At 57.7% G+C, this 20767-nt stretch carries 23 protein-coding genes and 2 pseudogenes; 1 reads left to right on the top strand and 24 read right to left on the bottom strand.

Annotated features, from left to right (window positions below; all coding sequences use genetic code 11):
- Positions 1 to 464: 464 nt before the first annotated feature.
- The 14 genes and pseudogenes from AC066S_RS35835 to AC066S_RS35770 form a co-directional block, all read right to left on the bottom strand.
- The gene (locus tag AC066S_RS35835) at positions 465 to 938 is read right to left on the bottom strand and encodes a Rieske (2Fe-2S) protein (protein WP_126261661.1); all 474 of its coding nucleotides are present in this window, start codon (positions 936 to 938) and stop codon (positions 465 to 467) included.
- Positions 935 to 1237, bottom strand: a complete 303-nt coding sequence (locus tag AC066S_RS35830) for a hypothetical protein (RefSeq protein ID WP_430642558.1) — start codon at positions 1235 to 1237, stop codon at positions 935 to 937. Before AC066S_RS35830 ends, AC066S_RS35835 begins: the two co-directional genes overlap by 4 nt.
- Before the next feature lie 267 nt (positions 1238 to 1504).
- Positions 1505 to 2659: pseudogene (locus AC066S_RS35825) on the bottom strand (DegT/DnrJ/EryC1/StrS family aminotransferase).
- Between the two features lie 41 nt (positions 2660 to 2700).
- On the bottom strand, positions 2701 to 2970 hold the full coding sequence (locus AC066S_RS35820; RefSeq protein WP_126261660.1) for a hypothetical protein: 270 nt from the start codon (positions 2968 to 2970) through the stop codon (positions 2701 to 2703).
- Positions 2971 to 3004: 34 nt separating this feature from the next.
- Complete coding sequence (locus tag AC066S_RS35815; RefSeq protein WP_126261659.1) at positions 3005 to 3364, bottom strand: DUF3024 domain-containing protein; 360 nt, start codon at positions 3362 to 3364, stop codon at positions 3005 to 3007.
- Positions 3365 to 3379: 15 nt separating this feature from the next.
- Positions 3380 to 3619: a nitrogen fixation protein NifZ gene (locus tag AC066S_RS35810; RefSeq protein WP_126261658.1), complete on the bottom strand. Its 240-nt coding sequence runs from the start codon at positions 3617 to 3619 to the stop codon at positions 3380 to 3382.
- On the bottom strand, positions 3616 to 3930 hold the full coding sequence (locus AC066S_RS35805; protein WP_126261657.1) for a nitrogen fixation protein NifZ: 315 nt from the start codon (positions 3928 to 3930) through the stop codon (positions 3616 to 3618). Before AC066S_RS35805 ends, AC066S_RS35810 begins: the two co-directional genes overlap by 4 nt.
- A gap of 357 nt (positions 3931 to 4287) precedes the next feature.
- Positions 4288 to 4512, bottom strand: coding sequence for a 4Fe-4S binding protein (locus tag AC066S_RS35800; RefSeq protein WP_126261656.1), 225 nt, complete (start codon positions 4510 to 4512; stop codon positions 4288 to 4290).
- An 11-nt stretch (positions 4513 to 4523) separates the two neighbouring features.
- Positions 4524 to 6023, bottom strand: a complete 1500-nt coding sequence (gene nifB / locus AC066S_RS35795) for a nitrogenase cofactor biosynthesis protein NifB (RefSeq protein ID WP_126261679.1) — start codon at positions 6021 to 6023, stop codon at positions 4524 to 4526.
- Between the two features lie 400 nt (positions 6024 to 6423).
- Positions 6424 to 7288, bottom strand: a pseudogene (locus tag AC066S_RS35790) (SIR2 family NAD-dependent protein deacylase).
- On the bottom strand, positions 7285 to 7509 hold the full coding sequence (gene nifT / locus AC066S_RS35785) for a putative nitrogen fixation protein NifT (protein WP_126261655.1): 225 nt from the start codon (positions 7507 to 7509) through the stop codon (positions 7285 to 7287). The pseudogene AC066S_RS35790 and the gene nifT overlap by 4 nt, the downstream one beginning before the upstream one ends.
- 5 nt (positions 7510 to 7514) lie before the next feature.
- A complete protein-coding gene (gene nifS / locus AC066S_RS35780; protein WP_126261654.1) occupies positions 7515 to 8687 on the bottom strand; it encodes a cysteine desulfurase NifS in 1173 nt (390 codons plus the stop codon).
- Positions 8688 to 8691: 4 nt separating this feature from the next.
- A complete protein-coding gene (locus AC066S_RS35775; RefSeq protein WP_235884898.1) occupies positions 8692 to 8976 on the bottom strand; it encodes a NifU family protein in 285 nt (94 codons plus the stop codon).
- A 39-nt stretch (positions 8977 to 9015) separates the two neighbouring features.
- Complete coding sequence (locus AC066S_RS35770) at positions 9016 to 9336, bottom strand: iron-sulfur cluster assembly accessory protein (RefSeq protein WP_126261653.1); 321 nt, start codon at positions 9334 to 9336, stop codon at positions 9016 to 9018.
- A gap of 271 nt (positions 9337 to 9607) precedes the next feature.
- Between AC066S_RS35770 and AC066S_RS35765 the strand changes: the two genes are divergently transcribed.
- Entirely contained in the window at positions 9608 to 10198 is a 591-nt protein-coding gene (locus AC066S_RS35765; protein WP_126261652.1) for a hypothetical protein, read from the top strand.
- Positions 10199 to 10207: 9 nt separating this feature from the next.
- Here the strand turns inward: AC066S_RS35765 and AC066S_RS35760 are convergent, their stop codons facing one another.
- The 10 genes from AC066S_RS35760 to nifD form a co-directional block, all read right to left on the bottom strand.
- A complete protein-coding gene (locus AC066S_RS35760; RefSeq protein WP_126261651.1) occupies positions 10208 to 10603 on the bottom strand; it encodes a Rieske (2Fe-2S) protein in 396 nt (131 codons plus the stop codon).
- 490 nt (positions 10604 to 11093) lie between these two features.
- On the bottom strand, positions 11094 to 11717 hold the full coding sequence (locus AC066S_RS35755; RefSeq protein WP_235884899.1) for a host specificity protein: 624 nt from the start codon (positions 11715 to 11717) through the stop codon (positions 11094 to 11096).
- A gap of 1064 nt (positions 11718 to 12781) precedes the next feature.
- The gene (gene fdxB, locus AC066S_RS35750; protein WP_126261650.1) at positions 12782 to 13078 is read right to left on the bottom strand and encodes a ferredoxin III, nif-specific; all 297 of its coding nucleotides are present in this window, start codon (positions 13076 to 13078) and stop codon (positions 12782 to 12784) included.
- Between the two features lie 12 nt (positions 13079 to 13090).
- The gene (locus AC066S_RS35745; protein WP_092218307.1) at positions 13091 to 13291 is read right to left on the bottom strand and encodes a CCE_0567 family metalloprotein; all 201 of its coding nucleotides are present in this window, start codon (positions 13289 to 13291) and stop codon (positions 13091 to 13093) included.
- Complete coding sequence (locus AC066S_RS35740) at positions 13288 to 13764, bottom strand: NifX-associated nitrogen fixation protein (RefSeq protein WP_126261649.1); 477 nt, start codon at positions 13762 to 13764, stop codon at positions 13288 to 13290. The genes AC066S_RS35745 and AC066S_RS35740 overlap by 4 nt, the downstream gene beginning before the upstream one ends.
- 6 nt (positions 13765 to 13770) lie before the next feature.
- Complete coding sequence (gene nifX / locus AC066S_RS35735) at positions 13771 to 14166, bottom strand: nitrogen fixation protein NifX (protein ID WP_126261648.1); 396 nt, start codon at positions 14164 to 14166, stop codon at positions 13771 to 13773.
- Entirely contained in the window at positions 14163 to 15572 is a 1410-nt protein-coding gene (gene nifN, locus AC066S_RS35730; RefSeq protein ID WP_126261647.1) for a nitrogenase iron-molybdenum cofactor biosynthesis protein NifN, read from the bottom strand. The genes nifX and nifN overlap by 4 nt, the downstream gene beginning before the upstream one ends.
- Positions 15573 to 15581: 9 nt before the next feature.
- Positions 15582 to 17228, bottom strand: coding sequence for a nitrogenase iron-molybdenum cofactor biosynthesis protein NifE (gene nifE, locus AC066S_RS35725; RefSeq protein ID WP_126261646.1), 1647 nt, complete (start codon positions 17226 to 17228; stop codon positions 15582 to 15584).
- Between the two features lie 96 nt (positions 17229 to 17324).
- Complete coding sequence (gene nifK / locus AC066S_RS35720; protein WP_478271809.1) at positions 17325 to 18881, bottom strand: nitrogenase molybdenum-iron protein subunit beta; 1557 nt, start codon at positions 18879 to 18881, stop codon at positions 17325 to 17327.
- Positions 18882 to 18947: 66 nt separating this feature from the next.
- On the bottom strand, positions 18948 to 20450 hold the full coding sequence (nifD, locus tag AC066S_RS35715) for a nitrogenase molybdenum-iron protein alpha chain (RefSeq protein WP_126261677.1): 1503 nt from the start codon (positions 20448 to 20450) through the stop codon (positions 18948 to 18950).
- Positions 20451 to 20767 lie beyond the last annotated feature (317 nt).

The raw sequence follows: 20767 nt of genomic DNA, 5'->3' as shown, positions 1-20767 counted from the left end.
AGCCTTGACGGCAGCACACCGGATCAAGCCTACTTCACCCCGCTGCCGCTCCGCACGGCAGCCTAACCCCGGCAGAGGCTCCACTTATCGACGCGGATATTCTGTTCAGACAACCGGGGCCAGCTCATTCCTCATCCCCAAACGATCCTGTCAGTCTGGGTCCCGCCATTCTCCACGCCCAGACGATGCCCTCGGCGAACTTCCAGCCGCCGGGGGCATTTCCCCTCAAACATATCCACGGCGGTAGGAGGCATGTCCCGCTGCCGGCTCGATCTGACGAGCCAGCGCAAGAGCAGCTTGTGGTGCTGCGCAGGTCGCGGAGTGCAAGGCCGCAATCCGACGAGGTGCCCGTTTGTATCATCACAAGCTGTGACACGCATCTACCAACGCTCACGCGTACAATGGCCCTCATTCGAGGGCAAAGCGCCCTAAGGCAGCTTGAGCACAATAAAGCGATAGGCCCGTTAGTCCGGATGGATCGTGACATCCATGGTTTCGTCGCTGTCCCCGAAGGGGTCACCAAACCGATCGTCCTCGAGCAGCTTGACGCCGCACAGGCAGACGTCACCTTCGATCACGGCGAGCGCTACCGGCTCAAGCGATTGTCCGTCGCAGGGGCCGTCGATGCACATCCCAGTGTCGATCTCGAATCTTGCACCGTGCCGGCCGCATCTAAGAAAGGAGCGGTCCGCCGAGAAAAACGTACCAGAGCCGATATTCAGCCAGACGCTCTGATGCGGACAACGATTCACGTAACCAAAATAGTCATTGCCGAAGGTGCGCACCACAATAATCGGAAACGGCCGGCTCTCGCCCCTATCGTCAATCCGCGACAGGCTAAAGCTCATGGCCCCACTCCGCTCGATGGCATCGGCCGGACAGACGACAAAAACCTCGACGTGACCGCTCATCAGGTTGCCGATTACAGGTTCGCTCATCCCGGCCTCGCCGTTTCCTGCTTGAAGGCTTCGATCGCAGTCCGGCTCAGCTGAAAACTCCCACGGCCACGAGCGAGCGCCCGATAAGCCGAGCTGGCACGGGCGTTGAGGACGTCAAACCACTGGTTCGGCGTGAGCTTCGCCGGACGCTCGCTGATTTGGATCACCCTTCCGTTCGGAGCGAAGCGGACGTGGATGATGACTTGTTGCGAGTTCATACCGATCACCTGTTTTGATAACTCTAAAGATCCTGAACGGACACCGAGAATCTCGACTGTGATGTGCTTAGTTTTGGGCACCTTGGCGCGTAGGCTCTCACGCCACGCCTTGGACGCGCCGCTTCTCTGATATCGAGAAGGGCTTCTTCGCGCTCGCTTGGAGCATTTCTCTTGCTGCTCTAAGACAAGTGCATACCTCCAGCGGCATCCGGCGCGCTCCCGCCATGCTATCCGACAACGCTGCCACAAAGGACGTATCCTCGGTCCGTTGCTCATCTCTCGCGATGAGAAATACCACGCTCACCGCCATTCAACCCACATTCTTCCGTGTCGTGGATGACGATCATCTTAGTAAATCGCGGCACCCGCTCCCACGTTTATCGACGCATCTTTCATGGTCTCCACGATAAACTCGATCTGCTTGTTCGTGAGATGGGTGTGGAACGGAAGCGCAAGAGCGCGATCTGCGATTTTTTCCGCAACCAGGAAATCGCCACGCCGATAGCCGAAGTCGAAGTAGTGTTGTTGCAAGTGCAGCGGTTGGCTATAGGCGGTGGATTCAACCTGCGCGCCGCGCAGATCATCGATAATGGCGTCGCGCCCCGATCGCGTGAAGCGCGTCCCCAGATGAACGAGATAAAGCAACCAGTTTACCTCGACCACATCGGGGCCAACATAAGGCGGCTTGATGCCCTCAAATGATTGCATATGCGCGTTATAAAGCTGCTCGACGAACCGACGCCGCTCCAGGATTTCGTCGAGACGCTTGAGCTGCGCTAGGCCCAAGGTAGCCGTGAGATCGCTCATGCCGGCCTGATAAGGCGCCGTGCTACCGACAACAACGGAAGAGCGCTCGTCCAGGCGATGGGCGCGATGGCGACGCAAGCCGAGCGCGATGTCGATATCATCGGTCACAACCATTGCGCCTTCACCACAGGTTAGGGCCAGCGGCTGAGCAAAGTCGAACACCGCGATGTCGCCAAACCGGCCGACAAGCTCACCCTTGTAGCTCGATCCGATCGCCTCGGTGGAATCCTCCAAAAGCAGCAGCTGATGGCGCTGGGCGACCGCGCGCAGCTCCGACCATGGCGCTGGATGACCGTTGGGATTGCCGGCGACAATCGCCCGCGTATTGGCCGTGATGCGCTCTTCGGCCTTCGCTGGGACTAATGCTCCCGATCAATAGTCGATATCTGCAAATACCGCTCGTGCGCCTGCGAGACTGATGGCATGCGCGGTCTCACGAAAGGAGTAGGGCGAGGCGATAACCTCGTGCCCGGGACCAATGCCGAGCGCCCTCAGCGCAAGGAGGAGCCCTATGGTACCACTCGAGACCGCAACAGCATATTTGCGACCAAGATAGGCGGCGAAAGCGTGCTCAAACGCCTCAGTAATCTGCCCGTTGGAGATCTGCGGCGAACACAGCAGCGTTTCCACGGCAGAGAGCTCGGCAAAGGTGATATCGGGATCGGACAGTGGAATGAATGATGCATTCTCCTCCAGAGTGTACGCGCCATCAAGCCGATACTCTACCAGTTCAGTGCTCACCGCCCAACATTCCTTTTGGCCAAGACGATGCCGGTCGCCCGCGTCGGATCGGCTGTAATCTGCACGCAGTGATCCGATCCATCGATCAGATGAAGGTCGAAACGCGGAAACTGCCGGAACGGCTGGTCCGCCACATCCGACGCATCACAGCGCACCCAAGCAAGTTGCGGAAAGCGGCGCTGCAGCTCGACAAACGAACCCATCTCGGCGCCATCGGCTGCAAGCAGCCGCTCGATTTCGATCAATTCCTCCGCGGTGAGCGCCATCGTGGCTCCTCTGTGGCTCGTGAAAGGCGGGGCATCATTGCCAAAACAGACGCTCCGGATCCGCATTCAATTCGTCGATTGCAGAAGTCAACCGATGGTAAAGGCTGTAAAATTCCCAGATTCCGCGCGCGTGGTTCTTGCGAAACAGCTTCCAGATCCCGCACACGGCATCATAAAGAACCAGCGCGACATCGATGAGAGCGCCATCCTTGGTGATGTTGCGCGAGCAACATGGGCTCTCGATGAGGTAGCCGCCCCTCACCGGCGTCACGTTCGGCGAGACGTAGAGATAGCGCCTGCGTGAGCTCAAGCCGCGCTCGATCCGTTTGCGATCGAGTTCGTTCGGGTGAGGCACCAGCCCGGCCTTTATCTTTCTCATCAGCGCAGCATTCATGGCGAAAGCCTCCATTCAAAGCACTGTGATTTCTTCTTCAAGACAGCCGATGAGCAGCTGCTCACCAAAATCGACAATGTAGATCGGCACGTTCGCTTCGGTATGGATCGCGACGTTGATGATCTCACCGGTCGCTCCGGCGGCGAGCAAGACTCCTTCGGGCTCCGTATCGGGAAATGAGTGGTCGTTGATGAGGTCGACTGCGGTCTTGATCCGCTGGCCACGTCGATATTTCGGAAAGCCGGGCTGCGTCACGACTCCTCCGGCAATGGCAGATCATCGATCTCCTCGTAGGCGTCCACCGGCTCCAGTTCCTTGCGCTTCATGCCAACACGGTAGCCGCTTTCCGGATACTCGACGCCGTAGATGTAGAATTGCTGCAGGAACGTGCCGATCGATACGACGTAACCCACCTCTCCCTTCTTGACTAAAACGTCGCCAATCTCCTTGCCGCGATAGGTGCCATCATTGCGGATGGTGCGATTGGCTCGCACCTTTTGGCCAAAGCTGTAGACAGGCGGCTGATTGAGCTCGACGACGTCGCTGTCGCGAACGAGGCTGTTCATGTATCGCCTCTCATGCATCGTTCCTTTAGAGGTGCGGGGAGCCGCCTCGGCCCCCTCAGGCGAGATTCTGCATTCACTTCATCCTTGCGCGGCATCGTCAGTCACATCGACGATAGCAGCGCTGCCGAGAAGGCCACTCTCGGCATCGCGAACCGGCTTTGCACCACCGCGCGGAATGAAAGCCCGCCAGGGCCGTGCTGCCGACCAGTTACAGCACGAACGCACGGCAATCCAGCGCAGTTCTCGTCCGCGATGGAGGACCGAAGATCGGCGCCTGCGCCGCCGCCAACCCGCAGCACGTAGCTAATGACGCTTTTTGAACCAGCTCTTGGCACGCCACCTCATGGGCCTCACGCTTTAAGCTGGCGCCTGGTAACGAGGCAAGGATGTGTCAACCACACAGGTGTTGTCGACCGGACAGGCGGCGACACATTGCGGCTCGTCGAAATGGCCAACACATTCAGTGCATTTCACCGCTTCAATGACGAAGCTCCCCCCCCTTTCTGAGATGGCATCGTTCGGGCATAAGGGTTCGCAGGCTGAGCAGCTCGTACACTGCGAGGCGACAATTTTGAATGGCACATATTCCCCCTTTACGCTGCAGAGATCCGAGATCCTTGCCGGATCGCGGCGTCGCCGCGCTGCACGTGCTGGATCTCCCCGCGTTTCACCTTGTCCAGATAGGATTTGAACCAGGCGATCGCCGACTTCTCAATGAACTCATGGGCGAATTGATCGACCGGCTCGATCCCCGCCTTGATCAGTTTGCTTTTCGGGCAGCCGCCGATCTTGGACACGAAGACCGCATGGCAGTCATGGATGCCACCCATGATGGCGGAAAGCCTGTCCTCCTCGCCATAACCGCCCTGGCAGTAAACGTCCACGCGGCGGTGGCCGACGAATTTGGCGGCGGATGTAGAAAGTTCGTAAACCTGGAATTCCTTTGCATGCCCAAAGTGCTCGTTGATCAACCCCGAGCCCTTGGTCGCCACGGCCACTAGAAGAGTGATCGCGCTCATCTCTCCGGCACATTCGGCAAACTCCTTTTGGCCGGCCGCGACTCTGGCGGCACGCTCACGCTCTACCCTGCTCTGATATGCCTTGCGCATCTCTAAGTCATATTGGACGTCCATTTTCATGACCTGATCGGTGGTGAACTCTGCGCTGCGATCCTCCCCGAGTAGACCGACCGCATCGGCGCGGCACTGGCGGCAATGCCGCATCATTTTTGTCTCCCCTTCACAAGCATCTTGCAGCGCCTTTAATTCCCACGCGGTCGGTCCGCGCTGACCGTTGAGGCCAAATACCGTGCCGTGCTCGGGCGCGGAGATCAGTGGCATGATATTGTGAAGGAAGGCACCGCGCGACTTCACCGCCTTGTTGACCTCGACCAAGTGGCGGTCGTTGATGTTTGGGATCATCACCGAGTTGACTTTGCACAGGATGCCCCGTTCGCCAAGCATCTCGAGGCCTTGCAGCTGGCGATCGGTGAGTATCCTTGCCGCGTCGATGCCGGTGTAGCGCTTGTGGTTAAAGAAGATCCACGGATAGATCATCGCGCCGATTTCGGGATCGACCATGTTGATGGTGATGGTGACGTGGTCAATTTTGGACCTGGCGATGGTATCAATATGGTCCGGCAGAGCCAGTCCGTTGGTTGACAAACACAGCTTGATATCCGGAGCCGCCTTGGCGACCAGCTCGAAGGTCTTGAACGTCTTTGCTGGATTGGCCAGAGGGTCGCCGGGACCAGCGATGCCAAGGACCGTCATCTGCGGAATAGTGGTCGCGACGGCGAGCACTTTTCTTACCGCCTGCTCGGGCGTGAGCTTCTCGCTCACCACACCCGGACGCGATTCATTGGCGCAGTCGTATTTTCGGTTGCAGTAATTGCACTGGATGTTGCAGGCAGGCGCGACCGCGACATGCATGCGGGCGTAATGATGATGCGCTTCTTCGCTGTAGCAGGGATGGTTCTTAACCTTTTCCCAGATTTCGATCGGCAGATCGCCTTGCCCCGCCTGCGAGCCGCAGCTCGCCTGACCGGTGTTGGCCGAAGCGCGGCAGCCCTTATACTCGGCGGCGGGCTTCATCTTGCCGCCATCCACTGCCGCTTTGACATATTTTCCGCGTCCGACGACCGCGTTCATTTTCATTTTCCCTGCAGGCATCATCGGCTTCCCAGGATCATCCGTGAGCGAGCCTCAAGAAGCTCTTAGCAACTCGCATGCCATGACGGGGACGATGAAATTGCTGCCAGACGCCAACGAGTTAGCGGAACCGATGTGCGCCGGCTCATGCAAGAACATACAATGATACGCTTGTTGTCAGTGCGACAGATACGTCGTCATTCTCACGCAGCGCTCCATGGCTTGCGCATTCATTCTCGCGCCGAGCTCGCCGGAACCCGGCTCCATCTGACCGGGTCTTCTCGCGTTACGGCTATCGCAAATAGCCCGATACGAGCTGGGGGATTCGGGCTTCACAAGGACGCTAATGGGTGATCAGTATCTCAACCGCGCAAGGGACCCCAATCACAAGCGGTGTAAGGCCTTGCTCGAGTAGAAAGCGAAGCTCGTTGCGAGAGAGCGCGTCCGGATCCACGATCGCATAGTGGGTGTCGGCCGAGCGCTTTATGATCTGCCGGGCATAGCTACGCAAGAGCTGGTCGTTGAAGCGGCAGCCGATGAAGAGAAAGGTCTGGCCGGTTCGCCTTTTCTTGATGATGTCCGGAATTGGTGTCGGAATGTCGATTTCGGTCAACGCCTCGACATAGTCAGCGTCGGAGATAAGGGAGTTGTTGGCCGGCTGCACGCTACCATGCGGCTTGTACAACACCGTCGCCCAGCTGCCGGCCACGGCACTGTCGACCTCCCTGGCCAAGTGAATCGTAAAAGCGATACCATCGATTCTCACCATTGCCGATGCGGGTGATACCCTGCACTTCGCCCCATCCATCGCGCTCACCCAGCGCCGCGCGCATGGCGGCATCATACCACGCGTCGACTATGACGGGCAGGGACAGGGACGCAAGATGATGGTGCAACCGCGTCGGCTCGACTGGGCGAGCGAAGGCCTGCGTCATCAATGTCGTCACGGCTGACCGGTGTTTGCTGATCTCGATATGCTGCGCCGAGGCCCACGCATTGCCCCTAGCCCGGCGCGGCGGCGTAACCTTGCTCGCGAAGAAGCTGGCCAACGCCTCTTGCGTGGTCGGCATATCGGATCTGCACAATTCGACGAGGCCAGGACCGAGATAGGGAATGACGCTCGCGGCCCTCAGCCCGGCAGCGATGTCAACTAGCCTCGCCTTTGCATCGGCACCATCGACAAAGTCGATCTGTGGGGGCGCCTTCACGGATCGTCCCCGCTCTCGCCCCGTTTTTTAGCGTTAATTGTGATCGGTAACGCTGTGCCGCTCGGCATCTCAGGCAAATCGAGCACCCAGCCATTAGCTAATTTGATCCAGCCGCCCCATAGCGTCTCGTACTCGGATTCAACGATTGGCTCTTCGAGATCCTTTTTGGGCACGTAGATCGACAGGCCCGCGTCCGGAGACCGGCGGATCATGATTTTCACGAGGTCTACTCCCTGACTGCGATGGGGGAGGTGGCGCGCAGGCGAGCCACGATGTCGGACACTGCGCACACGACCTCATCGATCTCCGCAACGGAGGTTTCACGCGACAGAGAAAAGCGCACCGCGCCGTGCATTCGCCACTGCGGCACCTGCATGGCACGCAGAACATGCGATGGCTGAATGGAGCCGGAGTTGCAGGCTGATCCGAGCGACACAGCGATGCCCGCCCGATCGAGATGGTGGGCGATGGCTTCGCCTTCGAGATGGTCGAAGGCAATATTGGCCGTGTTCGCCAACCGATTGCCGCTGTCGCCGAGCACAACGCACCCGCCGTTCTTCAAGATTCCCTGCTCAAGACGGTCGCGCAAAGCGCCAATGCGACCGCGTTCGGGGTCAAGCCGCTCCGCCGCAAGCTCGGCGGCTTTTCCCAGGCCGACAATGCCGGGAATATTCTCAGTCCCGCCTCGGCGCCCTCGTTCCTGTGATCCGCCGCAGATCAGCGGCCGGAATTTTGTCCCTTTGCGCAAATAAAGCGCGCCGATCCCCTTGGGGCCGTGCAGTTTGTGCCCGGATAGCGACAGCATGTCGATCGCACTGTCCTTCAGGTTCACGCACACCTTACCGATGGCCTGGACCGCATCAGTGTGAAACAGCGCGCCGGCCTCGCGGGCCAGCCCGGCCAGAAACTCCACCGGAAACATCGTTCCGGTCTCGTTGTTGGCCCACATAACCGAGGCAATCGCTGTGCGTGGCCCGAGTGCGCCGCGAAACGCCTCGATGTCGAGCCGGCCCCGGGAATCTACGGCGACGATGTGCGTCTTGACCCCTCTTGTCGCCAATTGCTCGGTTAGCGCAAGAACGGCGGAGTGCTCTACCGAGGTGGTGACGATTTCGTCGCGATCTTTCTGCATCGCAAGCGCAGAGAGGATTGCGGCATTATTGGCTTCGGTCCCTCCCGAGGTGAAAACGATTTCATTATCGTATGCATTCCCTAGTAGGATACGCAAGCTACGCCGTGCCTGCCTCACAGCGACTGCGACCTCGCTGCCAAAGGCATGCGTGGACGAGGCATTGCCGAATTGCTCGGTGAAGAACGGCAACATGGCTTGCACCACGGATGGATCGGTCCGAGTCGTTGCATTATTATCGAGGTAAATCAGCATTCGATTTTCGCTCAATCCGCTACCTCGCCTGCAGCCGCGACGGGGACCAGGCGGACCAATTCGTCGATTTTACCAACAAGCCGCGCGCCTGAATGCCTTTCAGCGTAACGCTCGAAAGCTTACGGAACGTGCGGGTAGCGGACAGCCTGACCATGATCCTGCTGCCATCCATCTCGATCAGGTGACAGTCACCTCCACCGCGTTGCAGATTGGGTCCGATTGCTTCGATGGCGCCGCGGATGCGACGCTCTCGGTCTGTCGTAATGGGCGGCGATTGCCTCAGTTGTTCCGGTTCGGCCGGCATGCTTCGATGTCCTCCTCATCAGCTGAACGATTTGGTTCATCAGCCGAACGATTTTCCGCATGAGCAGTTCGCGGTGGTGTTCGGGTTGTGAAAGGTAAAGCCAGAACTCTCCAGTGCCATCACGAAATCGATGGTCGTCCCGATCAGATGCTCACGGCTCTTGTTATCAACGAACACCTTCAGCCCATCGCATTCGATCACGGCGTCGTCAGGATTCGGTTCTTCGACCAGACCCATCTTGTATTTGAATCCATTGCAGCCGCCCGCTTCGATCATGACGCGCAGACCGCCGGTCGGGTGCGTCGACGATGAAATCGCGCTCTTGATTGCGTTCACTGCGCTGTGCGTCAGGTTGATCACGGCTTTCCCTCATCATCTTGGATCTAGCTGTTAGGGGCAAGTCACGTGCCAGCGCGCAGACGCTTGATGATGCTCACCTTTTTGGATCGTGCCTGTTGGCGTTGAAACCGGTGTTGGGTTCCCGACAAGGCTCCTTGAGGCGATAGCAGCCACTGACGCGTTTTCTTCTAAGCTACGGCGAAGGCCGCTACACATGCGACGGCAAGCAATTTGCATCGCATCTGGCACCGGCCAAGGCGTCGGTGAACAGTTTAGATCGAGGAAGAGTTTAATGACTGCAATCGAGAACACCGCACTCGGCAGACTTGAGAAGGAGGGCCGCCTGCTCAATGCCGTACTCAAAGGCGGGACTGCCAAGCCGGGCCGGTTCGGCTTTCGCGGCGACGTGGCACTAAAATTCCAGACGCAGGTCGCGGACGAGAAACGGCCGCCAGACTACTCGATTGAGCAGGTGTTGACGATCGCGCAGGACGGTGAACGCACTATTCCGGTGCTGGCCGGCTACCTGCATTCCTTCGCCTATCTTGCTGACGTCGTGACCGTCCTTGACGGCGCCTTAAGCCCAACTGGCAGCTACTTCATGTTTTGCAACAACATTGATTTACTGGCGAAGTACCGAGTCAAGTTCGGTGATATTAGCTTCCACGTCCTACCGTGCGATGAATCCACGGTTTGGAAGGAGATGATGGACCTGGTCGGGCTCAACAAGGACGACATCAAGAAACTCGATCCGGCCGGCAAGCTTGATTACCTCCTCGATGCCGCAAAGGATCTCGACCTATCCTATGAGGAGATCTCGTACGACGAGGGGCTAAAGTGGATGGAGCCCGTGAAAGACCGCAACGAGAACCGGCCGGTCTGAGCGCGGTCTTCAGTTGTTGGCCGATGCATCGTCTTCGACAAGATGCACGCCGACAACGCAGATATCACCGTCCAGAACTGCCAACGCGATCGGCGTGAGTACCCTACCTTGACATGGACCTTCGACGCACCGGCCGGTGCCGAGTTCGAAGGTCGAACCATGCTTGCCGCACATCAGCCGGATACCGTATGGATCGAGGAATTCGTTCCGCTGCCAGTCCAAATTGACGCCGTTGTGCGGGCATCTATTGACGTAGCCAAGCACCTTTTTGCCCCAGCGCACCACAATGATGGACCACGGCCGATGATTGCCGTGGTCATCGACGACCATAAGGCGGAATCCCATGGCCTGGCGGCTCGGGATGTCATTAAACCTGCAGATCACGTAGATAGGACTTGGCCTCATTTATCGCCCATTCATCGCAAGACGATTTTCATCGTCGCTGTGCAAGCAACCTGCAAGAACCGTACAAGTGCCGGGCTGATAGTGTCTGTGGTAATCCAACGCGCAAGCCAGCCATTGCTGGCTCACCCAATTACCCGACGCATAATTCAGACCAGTCAGTTCGACAATTTGGGCCTTGCTGCCGTTTCCATGATGGCCATACAGCTGCAGCTTTCGGGTCCAGGCCCTCTGCACCATTTGCCAGAGAGCTGCTTGCGAAGGCTGGTCGTTGCTGCTCGTTGATGGCCACTCCGTAGGCCCGCCCGTTACGCCCCTCGGATCGCATCCCACCGCAGCTTCGTAAGCGCTTTCGGAGAAAGGTTGAACGAACGTTTCAGCCGGCGGGGACGACGCAGCGAGCGTGCGCCCCCTTTGAAGCAAGACCGTTGAGCCCGGAACAGAACGGTTAAATGTCCGTCATTTCAGGGCCGCTGTTGCTATTGCAGCGGATTTACTCCATGTGCATCTCCGTAAGAGCGCGCTCCAAGTAAAATGAAGGGTCATCGTCCGATGAGTCCGTTTCGTAGCTTCTCTGAGGACCGACATCACTGCCCCCATCTTTGGAAAGATACTTCGTAGGCTTGCCTACCCGCTGCCACTCATCGTTCTCGTTCTTCGCCCACACATCGTCGCGCTGGTGGGGATCAAGCACCCAGTAGTTACGACCTACGGGAACAAAACCCATATCCGCTAGACGAGGTTCCATGCCTGCAAGGGCCGGCCGCGACAAGATCAGTGGCTGGTCCCCGTCCTGTCGCAGTTGATGTTCTAACAAGATATCGCCAGCGTTCTCGACAAGCGGATGAGTCACCCTAAGATCTACGACGGACGTGATATCGTTGCGCCCAAACTGCTGCTGAAAATGGTCTCCTTTAATCCGAGCCGGGCCTCCTGCTCTTAGAAGCCCGACAATTTCGTCGCCCAACCGGTAGCTGTAAAATCGTGCTGGTTTATTTGGATCGTCGTACGTGTTGGCGTAACTTCCAGCAACCGTTGCTGCGCGCTCAGCCTTCTGGGAGACGAAGTCCGAGTACTCTTCTGGATTCTCGGCGATGCGCCTGATATCATTGCGCAAGAATCTCTCAACTCCGCGCAAAAAGGAGTCTCGGTCGATCTCTCTAATGGGCGGTTCGGAAACGAGAGAGTATGACGCCGCTGGTTCGGATGACGACCCACCTCGCTCCATTCCTGCAAGTGTTTCCGCAAACCGGGGACTATCTCCCGCTTCTGACGAATCGTCAGTTTGGTTACCGGTTGTAAACTGGCTGGATGAGCCAACGCTTCTGCCATACATGAGAGCGCTCTCCTATCGGCAAAGTTGCACGCAACTGAGCTCGTGCCGCGCAAGCTCTGTTGCTAGGATAGGATTCCTAGCTGACCACAACCTGACCAAAACACCCTGCGCTTCGGCGTGACTACCTCTGCGCGTGAGTTACAAATTCGCTGCGACAAGCCGCGATCTGTGGGTAGAATCGCACGTAAGATCGCCGGCTGCCGATCCGTCAAAGAGACCGACGTCTAATGATGATGACTCGCAGATTCCCTATCAGCAGATGGGTAGCAGGCCCGACCAGGTACCCGCGCAACGACAATTAGAGACCTGCGTGCCAAGTGTTCCGTGTCTGATTTGCGATGTGCTCTCGATGCTCTGTTGCAACGACTGTGTACTGGGCAGCGAAAATGTCGTCCGTCACCGGGCGTGCGCAAAAGACCAACTAAGGTGTTTACGGCACTTCACGTTCTCAGATTCGACCATCTAGGCAGACATCATTGTCCACGATCGGCGGCGCGGCAGACACGTAAGCTTCTCCTGATCGCAAGCAGACATGCACAGTATCCCCTCGGCTCAAATCGTCCAACGTAAGTGGCTACCTGCCTTGAACTATGCTCTCAGGAATCCATCATGACAGGCACTTCGATCTACTTAGCGCTGCGTGAGGCGCGGCTCGCCTTCTACGAATAGGCAGACCTTGGAGAGGAGTGGTTTGTGAGCAACGGCTGTTGTATCGGCATAATATAGCCGGCCCCCAACCAATCGAGATCCTTCTGGCGCGCCGTTCTCACCATGAGTTCACCTGATCGCAATTGCACCTTTCCTCACCTATATCTCGCCTGCCGCGACAGGACGAGTGTGTTCGCTCACGCCGCTTCAGGTACGGCTGACGCGTGAGTCTGGCAGTTCGCGGGGCAAACCCTGGCGCATGCACCGCAGCCAATGCAGGCGCCTTGATCATTCAGAACCATGACCTTCTTTTCGATCTCATCGTCGTCGTCATCGAGGTTGACAAATTCGCCATCCTCGCTGATTCCTTTCAACGTCATGACATCACGGCCGCAAACCTTGAAACAGCGGCCACAGCCGATGCACTTCTTGGGATCGATCGAGATCAAGTATTGTGGCGTCCAGTCGCGTCCGTCTCGTGTTTGAAACGACATGCATTGCCCCTTTTAAGTCTTTTCAAGCGCCTTCAAGTCGAGGCCCTTGCGCTCAAGTTCGGCATAGGCATCGTACGCCTTCTGCGCCACCAGCATGATCGAGGTCCAGTTGATGGGTAATTCTTCGGAAAGGTCGTGCAGATCCATCTTCGCCTGTATCGCCTTGGCGGACACCTTCCTTAGTTCCGCCTTCAATGTTTCACGATCGCTCATGAGTATCCCCAATAGTTTGCCACGTCCGGAAATTTCCGAGTCAAGTCGATTCCGTCGCTGACGTACTTGTCGCCCTCCTGCGCGAGCTTTACGAAATTATCAAATCCGAAGCGATGGACGTCGCGCAGCTGCTTGTTCACGGCGATCAGCCGACCTGAGATGAGCACCATGCGGCCGAAGCCTTCATGATGCAGATCCAGAATCGGCTGGATCATCCCGCCGGTCTCCTTCTCGATCGAGAGCGCGACCGCATCGAAGAACAGCTTAAGCCGCCACAGTGTATCGGGATCGGGATCACCGATAATCGGCAATGCGCGCCTTTTCTGCTTGTCCAGGATATAGGGTTCGAGCAGGTCAAGATCGCTTTTCCCGTCCCAGGCTCCGTTGGTATCGTGCGCACGCCAAATCTTGATCAACTCCTTGAGGAATGGCGCGTCGACGGCGCTGCCCTGCTGCTCTATTTTAGCGGTCATATCACCTCATTCGTCGAACTCGAACGTACGCCGTCGGTCCTTTGCCATGGCCTTGCGTAGCCAGGGAGGTGGCGTGCCCTTCAGTACGCGCTCGAGTTTTTCGAGCAACACCAGAATGCTTTCTGGCTTGTTCACCTTGATAGGATGAATCTTGTTGGCCACCACTCGCGCAGCCCCGGCACCGCCGATGGCGGCGACGTAAAGAATCGCGCAATCCTTGATCGCCTCGATCTTCGGCGCCAATTTATCGTCGTTGCCGTCTTCCTTAAGGTCGCCCTCAAACTCAATCGCTTTGAGAAACACGTGCCCGCCAGGCGCGACATCGTAGATTGCGATATTCTTTGCCCAACCAAAATGGGCATCCACCCGTCTCATGTCCTGAGTGGCAAACGCGACCTTCATGCAATCGACCTCCCAGCCGCGCCGGCGGAGCTGCGATACCCGGAGCATCGTGGCAGACCGGCCGCAGTCCGCCATCTATCGGGCGTAGGCTGATCGTTCTCCTCGCGGTGCGCGATCACGAGGTTGGCGATTTCGAAGATCAGATTGCGGGTACCACGATAGCCCACGGATAGTTGGTGTCCCGCACCAAGTCGATCGAACATAGGAAAACCCGTACGATAGAACGGCAATTTCAGGCGAGCCGCCGCTTGCCTGCCATGCGAATGCGTGATCAGCAGGTCGCAATGGTGTGTTTTGGCAAGCCCTTCCAGATCCTCGAGATCGCCAATGAGTACTTCCTTGGTCTTGATCCGCTCGATCACCTCCGACTGAGTGGTCGTCACGGCCGCTGTCACCTGAGCGCCCATGTCGTGCAGCATGCCGGACATATCGAACAGAAGGTCTGGCTCAGCGCCGATAGCAACTTTGCGACCGCCAATATGGAAGTGCGCGTCCAGCATTGCATCGGCGAGCTGACCGCGCTGGCGCCGATATTTCAAGGGTATGGGGCGGCCGCTGATCTCGCTCAGGAAGGTCATGAATTCGTCGTTTGGACAGAGACCACACAGCCGCTCGAAGACACGAAAAGGCACGCCGGTCTTGACCTGCATGACCTCTGCCGCACGCTGCATCTGCGCCCCGATTGCAATCGTCCATCCGGCGCGGCCCATGCCCGCAATTTCGTCGACGCCGATGCCGCCGATGGTCGTTGGCGTAAACTCATCGGGGATATGTCCATCGAGCGATCCTGCTACGTCAGGGAGGAAGGACGGGCACAACCCGAAATCTTCCAGTATGACACGGAGTTCATCAATGTCGCCGGGCGTGAGGTGACAACCCGGCAGAACATTCACTTTCAATGGGTCCCGCAGGCCATTGGCGCCGGGCCTTTCCACCAGCACCTCTACAATGCGTGCCACAGCCTTCCCCCAGCCGTCCTGGAACGCGCCCTTGAAATCAGGCGTCGAGACATACACCAGTGGCAACTTTGCGAGTTGGGGATGCTTGCTCCGGATTAGCTTGAGGTAGGCATCCACATCGTCGCCGTTGGTCTCGGTGACACCGGTCGAGCAGATTCCGATGATTTTTGGCTTGGTACGGTTGTAGATGTTCAGTATAGCCTGCTCGAGATTCTCATAACCGCCGAGTACGGTCGCGACCTCGCTCATCGCGGTGGTCTGCAGCGGTACTGCCTCTTTGAAATGCCGGACGAAAAGCGTGAGCCCGAAGGATGTGCATCCCTGGGAGCCGTGCAGAAGCGGCATCGCCCCGCGCAGCCCCATGAAGGCGAATGCGCCGCCGATCGGCTGACTCATCTTCAGCGGGTTGACAGCGCAGGCTTTCGTCGGCGCCGTGACGATGGCCATGACGCCTCCTTATTCTGCCGCCTGTACCATGGCAGATGGATCGGACACCAAGATACCTTCGATGCGCCTCCGGCAGCAGCCACCGGCCGCATTGGTATGCTCTCTCACCGCTGCGACGCTCCTCAGGCCGTGCGCGTAGATTGCATCCTCAATCGTGCCCAGATCGACCGTGTTACACACGCAGATCTTCCTCGCGCGGCGCGCGGTCTCGGCGAGCGCCGGATCGCAGGCGATCGCTGCCGCCGGCGATTGCATCTGCTCCATCGCCTTGGCCAATGCCTGCCATGGTGCCGGTCGACGTAGCTGCTCCCACATCGGACTCGAGAGTGACTTATCGATCTCCTCCACCAGCTTGACCATTCCGACATAGCCCATATAGGCGTGGCAACGCTCCTGATTGATATCGAGCCATGGCATCGCCGCCTTCAGCGCGACGAACTGCGACTTGCCGCCCGATAGCATGATGTCCGCTTTTGCGTCCTTTAACATCTTAAACATCTCGCGCGGCGTAATGTCCTCGATCACGTGGGCATCCTGCCCCATGAGCTCCTTGATGCGCTCCTTGTCTTTCCTGGTTGATTTTTTGACGCTGGTTCCGACTAACTCAAGCCCTGCTTCCTGGAGTGCCGCAACGATCGACCATGACTTGACGCCGCCGGTAATCAATAAAGCCTTCTTGCCTTCGAATCGTGGCCTGTACGGCCCTATCGCAGCCCGGGCCCACGCTTCCTCGCGCGCGATCACCGCTTCAGTGCGCCCGAGCAGATCTGCAGGCGCGCCGCGCTCAACCAATAAGCGGGCAAGCTGACGCAGCGATTCGCTCGAATCTTGAATACCGTAGAACGCCCCCTCGAAGAACGGAATCCCGTAGCGTTGCTCCATCTTGCGTGCGACGTTGATCATGGACTTTGAGCACACCAACATCGCCGCCCGCGCGCGATGGGATGAAGCGACTTCGCGATACTTGCCATCGCCGGAGATGCAGGAGAGAATCCGTATTCCAAGCTCGTCTAGCAGTGGCTTCACTTGCCAGAGCTCTCCCGAAAGGTTGTATTCTCCGATCAGGTTGATATCGTACGGGGTGGTGTAGTCTGGCTCTTGCGTCCCGATCACATAGTCGAGCAACGCCTCGCCGGCGAGCTTGTTACCGAGGTTCTTCGAGCCGACGAAGCCCGGGGAATTGATCGGGATCACCGGCTTTGCGAACCTTTGAGATGCGGCCTTACAGACTGCGTTGATATCGTCGCCAATCATCGCCGGGATGCAGGTTTGATAAACGAAGATCGCGGGCGGGTCGCACTTGTCGATGATCTCCTTGATCGCTTTGCAGAGCCGCTTCTCGCCTCCGAATACAATATCGGTTTCGCTCAAATCGGTTGTGAACGAGGTGCGCCACAGATTCGAGCCTGACGACGCCGCGCCGCGATTGTCCCAGGAATTACCTTCGCACGCGATCGGACCATGCACCAAGTGAGCGACATCGGTGAACGGCTGTAGCGCAACCTTGGCGCCATCGAAAGCACAGCCGCCCGCAGCGCTCCCCGGCTGCAGTTGTTTGGTGCAGCCGTTCTTGCGTTCTGCCTCCGACTTAATGCCGTTCTTGGCGCAGCCCGGCTCGTCAAAAATATTCTGGACCGTGGCCGCTAGTGATCTCATCCCTTTTTCCTCTCAGCGCAAACTAATTGCATGGTCAACGGTCATGTGCTTGTGCCATCGCAGAGTTATTGCGATGGCATGCGACACGGTCGCTCATCAACGAATGATGTCGAAGCTGTAGTCAGTTTCGCCAAGAACGTTTGTCTTCTTGTCCATCTCATCGAAGACCTTGTCCAGGATCTTCACGAGCACATTCAGGCCGCCCTGATAGCCCCATAGGGGGGACCGGTGATGGTGATGCCGATCAAAAATTGGAAAGCCGATGCGGATCAGTGGCGTTCCAGTATCGCGCTCCAGATACTTGCCATAGGTGTTGCCAATCAGAAAATCGACTGGCTCGGTGAACAGGAGTGAGCGCATGTGCCAGAGGTCCCGGCCCGGATAGGCTTGGCAGCCCCGCCCGAATGGCGAGCTTGCAAGCAGCATCTGCATTTTTTCGTGCCATGCCTTGCTGCCGTTCGTGGACAGCACATGGGTCGGTTCGGCGCCGAGTTCGAGCAGAAACGCAGCCAGCCCATAGCAAAGATCCGGATCACCATAGATCGCGAACTTCTTGCCATGGATATGCGCGCTGGAGTCAGCGATGGCGTCGACCAAGCGGCCACGTTCTCGCGCGAGCTGCTCGGGAATCTCCTTGCCGCTGATGCGTGACAGCGCCACGATAAAGTCATCCGTTGCGGATAAGCCCACCGGGTAGTTGAAGGATACGATGTCCTGCCCATGATCAGCAACGAATGGCAGCGTTTTTTCGGTGCACCACTGCTGCATGGAGATTGTCGCCTTGGCGTGAACCGCGTTGGCCGCATCTTCCAGCGTCGTGCCTCCGTCATACATCCGGAATTCGCCGTCTGTCGGAGTATCGAAGACTTCAGAATTATCAGCGAGAATCGTGTGCTGGATGCCCATCAACGCCAAGATGCGCTTGATTTCGCGAAGGTTCCCGACGGTATAGCCATCGAACCCACCAATGATGTTGATCGCCCCGTTCTGCTTGCGCTCCAGCTTCGGCGCTGTTCCGGCCTTACCGTCCCAAAAATGCTCCAGAATGCCCTTGAGCGCATTGTCATATCCGGTGACGTGGCTCCCGACGAACGCCGGCGTATGGGCGAATGGCACGTCGAAGTCCGCCGGGACCGAGCCTTTTTCTTTCGACGTTTTGATGAAGGCATTGAGGTCATCGCCGATCACCTCGGCCATGCAGGTGGTCGAGACCGCAATCATCTTGGGTTTGTACATGTTGTAGCTGTTCGCGAGCCCGTCGGTCATGTTGTTCAGACCGCCGAATACGGCAGCATCTTCCGTCATCGACGAGGAGACGCAGGAAGAAGGCTCCTTAAAGTGCCGCGACAGATGGCTGCGGTAATAGGCAACGCAGCCTTGCGAGCCGTGGACGAAGGGCAGCGTGCCCTCAAAGCCAACAGAGGCGAATACGGCGCCAAGTGGCTGGCATGCCTTGGCCGGATTTACCGCTAGCGCCTCCCGCGCAAAGTTCTTTTCGCGATATTCGGCCGTCTTCGTCCATTCCTTGATGCGTTCAACCTCTGCGGGATCGCGCGGATTCTCGAATATCTTCTTTTTGGCCAGCATCTCCTGGTATTCTGGACCTCGGAACAGTTCGAGATGATCGAGCACGTGTTCGGCACTCTGCGCCATTGTTGAAATCCTTCACTATCGAGATTGGTGTCGCCCTGGCTTTCCGGCAGAGCGAGATGAGTTGGTTTATTCTGCTGCCAGGAGCTTGGCCCTCGAAGCTTCCTTCCAGGGGGCCTTCGTTTTCTTCCAGACGGGCGAGTTGATGGCCATGTCCATGTCGCGGGCAAAGATGGCAAAGCCGTCGTAGCCGTGATATGGGCCCGAGTAGTCCCAGGAATGCATCTGCCGGAACGGCACACCCATCTTTTGAAAAACGTATTTTTCCTTGATGCCCGAGCCGACGAGGTCAGGCTGGAGCTTTTCGACGAAGCGCTCGAACTCATAGCCATTAACGTCATCGTAGATGAGCGTGCTGTCCTTTACGTAGTGCTGAGCTGTGCGCTGATAGTCGTCGTTGTGACCGAACTCGTATCCCGTACCAATGACTTCCATCCCGAGGTCCTCGTATGCGCCGATCACATGACGCGGACGGAGCCCTCCGACGTACAGCATCACCGTCTTGCCCTCCAGGCGCGGGCGATATTTTGCAATCACAGCGCTCACCAGCGGTTGGTACTTTTCAATCACCCGCTCGGCGCCTTCCTTGATCTTGTCGTCGAAATAGCCAGCAATCTTCCGCAGCGACTCTGCGATCTTTGAAGGTCCGAAGAAGTTGTACTCGCACCAGGGGATACCGAACTTCTCTTCCATGTGACGCGAGATGTAGTTCATAGAACGGTAGCAATGCAGAATGTTGAGCTTTGCCTTCGGCGTTGCCTCGAGCTCAGCTAGTGAACCGTCGCCGGACCACTGCGCGATCACCCGCAGGCCCATCTCCTCTAGCAGAATTCGCGATGACCAGGCGTCGCCGCCGATATTGTAGTCTCCGATGATCGCAACATCGTACGGCGTCGGCTCAAACTTTGATTTGCCATCGGACTCGAGCTGGTCGAAAATCCAATCGCGCACCGCATCGTTGGCGATGTGATGGCCTAGTGATTGCGACACACCCCGAAAGCCCTCACAACGGACCGGCACGATGGTCTTGCCGCCGTATTCCTTGGATTTCGCTCTCGACACGGCCTCGATGTCGTCACCGATCAATCCGATCGGGCATTCCGATTGGATCGTGATGCCGTTGTTGAGCGGAAACAGCTCCTGGATTTCGTCAAGAATTTTGACCAGCTTTTTGTCGCCACCGAATACGATATCCTTTTCCTGGAAGTCGGAGGTGAACTGCAGGGTCACGAAGCTATCGATCCCCGTCGTGCCAACGTAATAATTGCGTCGGGAGCCCCACGAATATTGACCGCAGCCTACCGGGCCATGGCTGATATGGACCATGTCCTTGATCGGTCCCCAGACCACTCCCTTTGACCCTGCATAGGCGCAGCCCCTGATCGTCATCACGCCAGGTATGGATTTGATGTTGGACTTCACCCCGCAATCTGACTTGCCGGCTTGGTGAACGTTGAGGTGCTTGGCACGCCGTTTCGCGGTTTTCTCCGGATAGACCTTCAGCACCTCCTCGATCAGCTCTTTGTTGCGAGCCCTGATTTCTGCGATGCTCTGGGTCGTGGCGAGACTCATCTGATGTCCTTCAAAAGTTAGCTGTTGCGAGGGCGGCTTCTTGGGCAAGACTTTTGCAACCAGCATGCCAGCGCATCATGTGCGCCAAAAACATAGCAATCAAAGTCGCTTAGCGCGCCTCCTGCGGTTACGGTGGTTGGTGTTGCGAACCCGACATTACGCTTGGGGCAGAGAACTCTTGGCTCCGCCCTGTTCGAAATTGAACAAGGGCTGGCTATGCGTGAAATTGCCCGCCCAATTCTCGAACGTGTTCGCGATCGCAGTACGCTGCGATCGACCTCGCCTAAGGCGCCGCACTGGAAGACCGGCCGCAAGGG

This window comes from Bradyrhizobium sp. CFUWI (assembly GCF_056429085.1).
The sequence above is the reverse complement of the archived record's forward strand: the minus strand, read 5'-3'. Positions and strand labels throughout refer to the sequence as shown.

What these genes read in the sequence shown, in the direction of transcription:
- AC066S_RS35835 (WP_126261661.1), bottom strand. Translation starts at nt 938, where the DNA reads ATGAGCGAACCTGTAATCGGCAACCTGATGAGCGGTCACGTCGAGGTT.
- AC066S_RS35820 (WP_126261660.1), bottom strand. Translation starts at nt 2,970, where the DNA reads ATGGCGCTCACCGCGGAGGAATTGATCGAAATCGAGCGGCTGCTTGCA.
- AC066S_RS35815 (WP_126261659.1), bottom strand. Translation starts at nt 3,364, where the DNA reads ATGAATGCTGCGCTGATGAGAAAGATAAAGGCCGGGCTGGTGCCTCAC.
- AC066S_RS35805 (WP_126261657.1), bottom strand. Translation starts at nt 3,930, where the DNA reads ATGAACAGCCTCGTTCGCGACAGCGACGTCGTCGAGCTCAATCAGCCG.
- nifB (WP_126261679.1), bottom strand. Translation starts at nt 6,023, where the DNA reads ATGAAGCCCGCCGCCGAGTATAAGGGCTGCCGCGCTTCGGCCAACACC.
- AC066S_RS35775 (WP_235884898.1), bottom strand. Translation starts at nt 8,976, where the DNA reads ATGCCGGCCGAACCGGAACAACTGAGGCAATCGCCGCCCATTACGACA.
- AC066S_RS35765 (WP_126261652.1), top strand. Translation starts at nt 9,608, where the DNA reads ATGACTGCAATCGAGAACACCGCACTCGGCAGACTTGAGAAGGAGGGC.
- AC066S_RS35760 (WP_126261651.1), bottom strand. Translation starts at nt 10,603, where the DNA reads ATGAGGCCAAGTCCTATCTACGTGATCTGCAGGTTTAATGACATCCCG.
- fdxB (WP_126261650.1), bottom strand. Translation starts at nt 13,078, where the DNA reads ATGTCGTTTCAAACACGAGACGGACGCGACTGGACGCCACAATACTTG.
- AC066S_RS35745 (WP_092218307.1), bottom strand. Translation starts at nt 13,291, where the DNA reads ATGAGCGATCGTGAAACATTGAAGGCGGAACTAAGGAAGGTGTCCGCC.
- AC066S_RS35740 (WP_126261649.1), bottom strand. Translation starts at nt 13,764, where the DNA reads ATGACCGCTAAAATAGAGCAGCAGGGCAGCGCCGTCGACGCGCCATTC.
- nifX (WP_126261648.1), bottom strand. Translation starts at nt 14,166, where the DNA reads ATGAAGGTCGCGTTTGCCACTCAGGACATGAGACGGGTGGATGCCCAT.
- nifN (WP_126261647.1), bottom strand. Translation starts at nt 15,572, where the DNA reads ATGGCCATCGTCACGGCGCCGACGAAAGCCTGCGCTGTCAACCCGCTG.
- nifE (WP_126261646.1), bottom strand. Translation starts at nt 17,228, where the DNA reads ATGAGATCACTAGCGGCCACGGTCCAGAATATTTTTGACGAGCCGGGC.
- nifK (WP_478271809.1), bottom strand. Translation starts at nt 18,881, where the DNA reads ATGGCGCAGAGTGCCGAACACGTGCTCGATCATCTCGAACTGTTCCGA.
- nifD (WP_126261677.1), bottom strand. Translation starts at nt 20,450, where the DNA reads ATGAGTCTCGCCACGACCCAGAGCATCGCAGAAATCAGGGCTCGCAAC.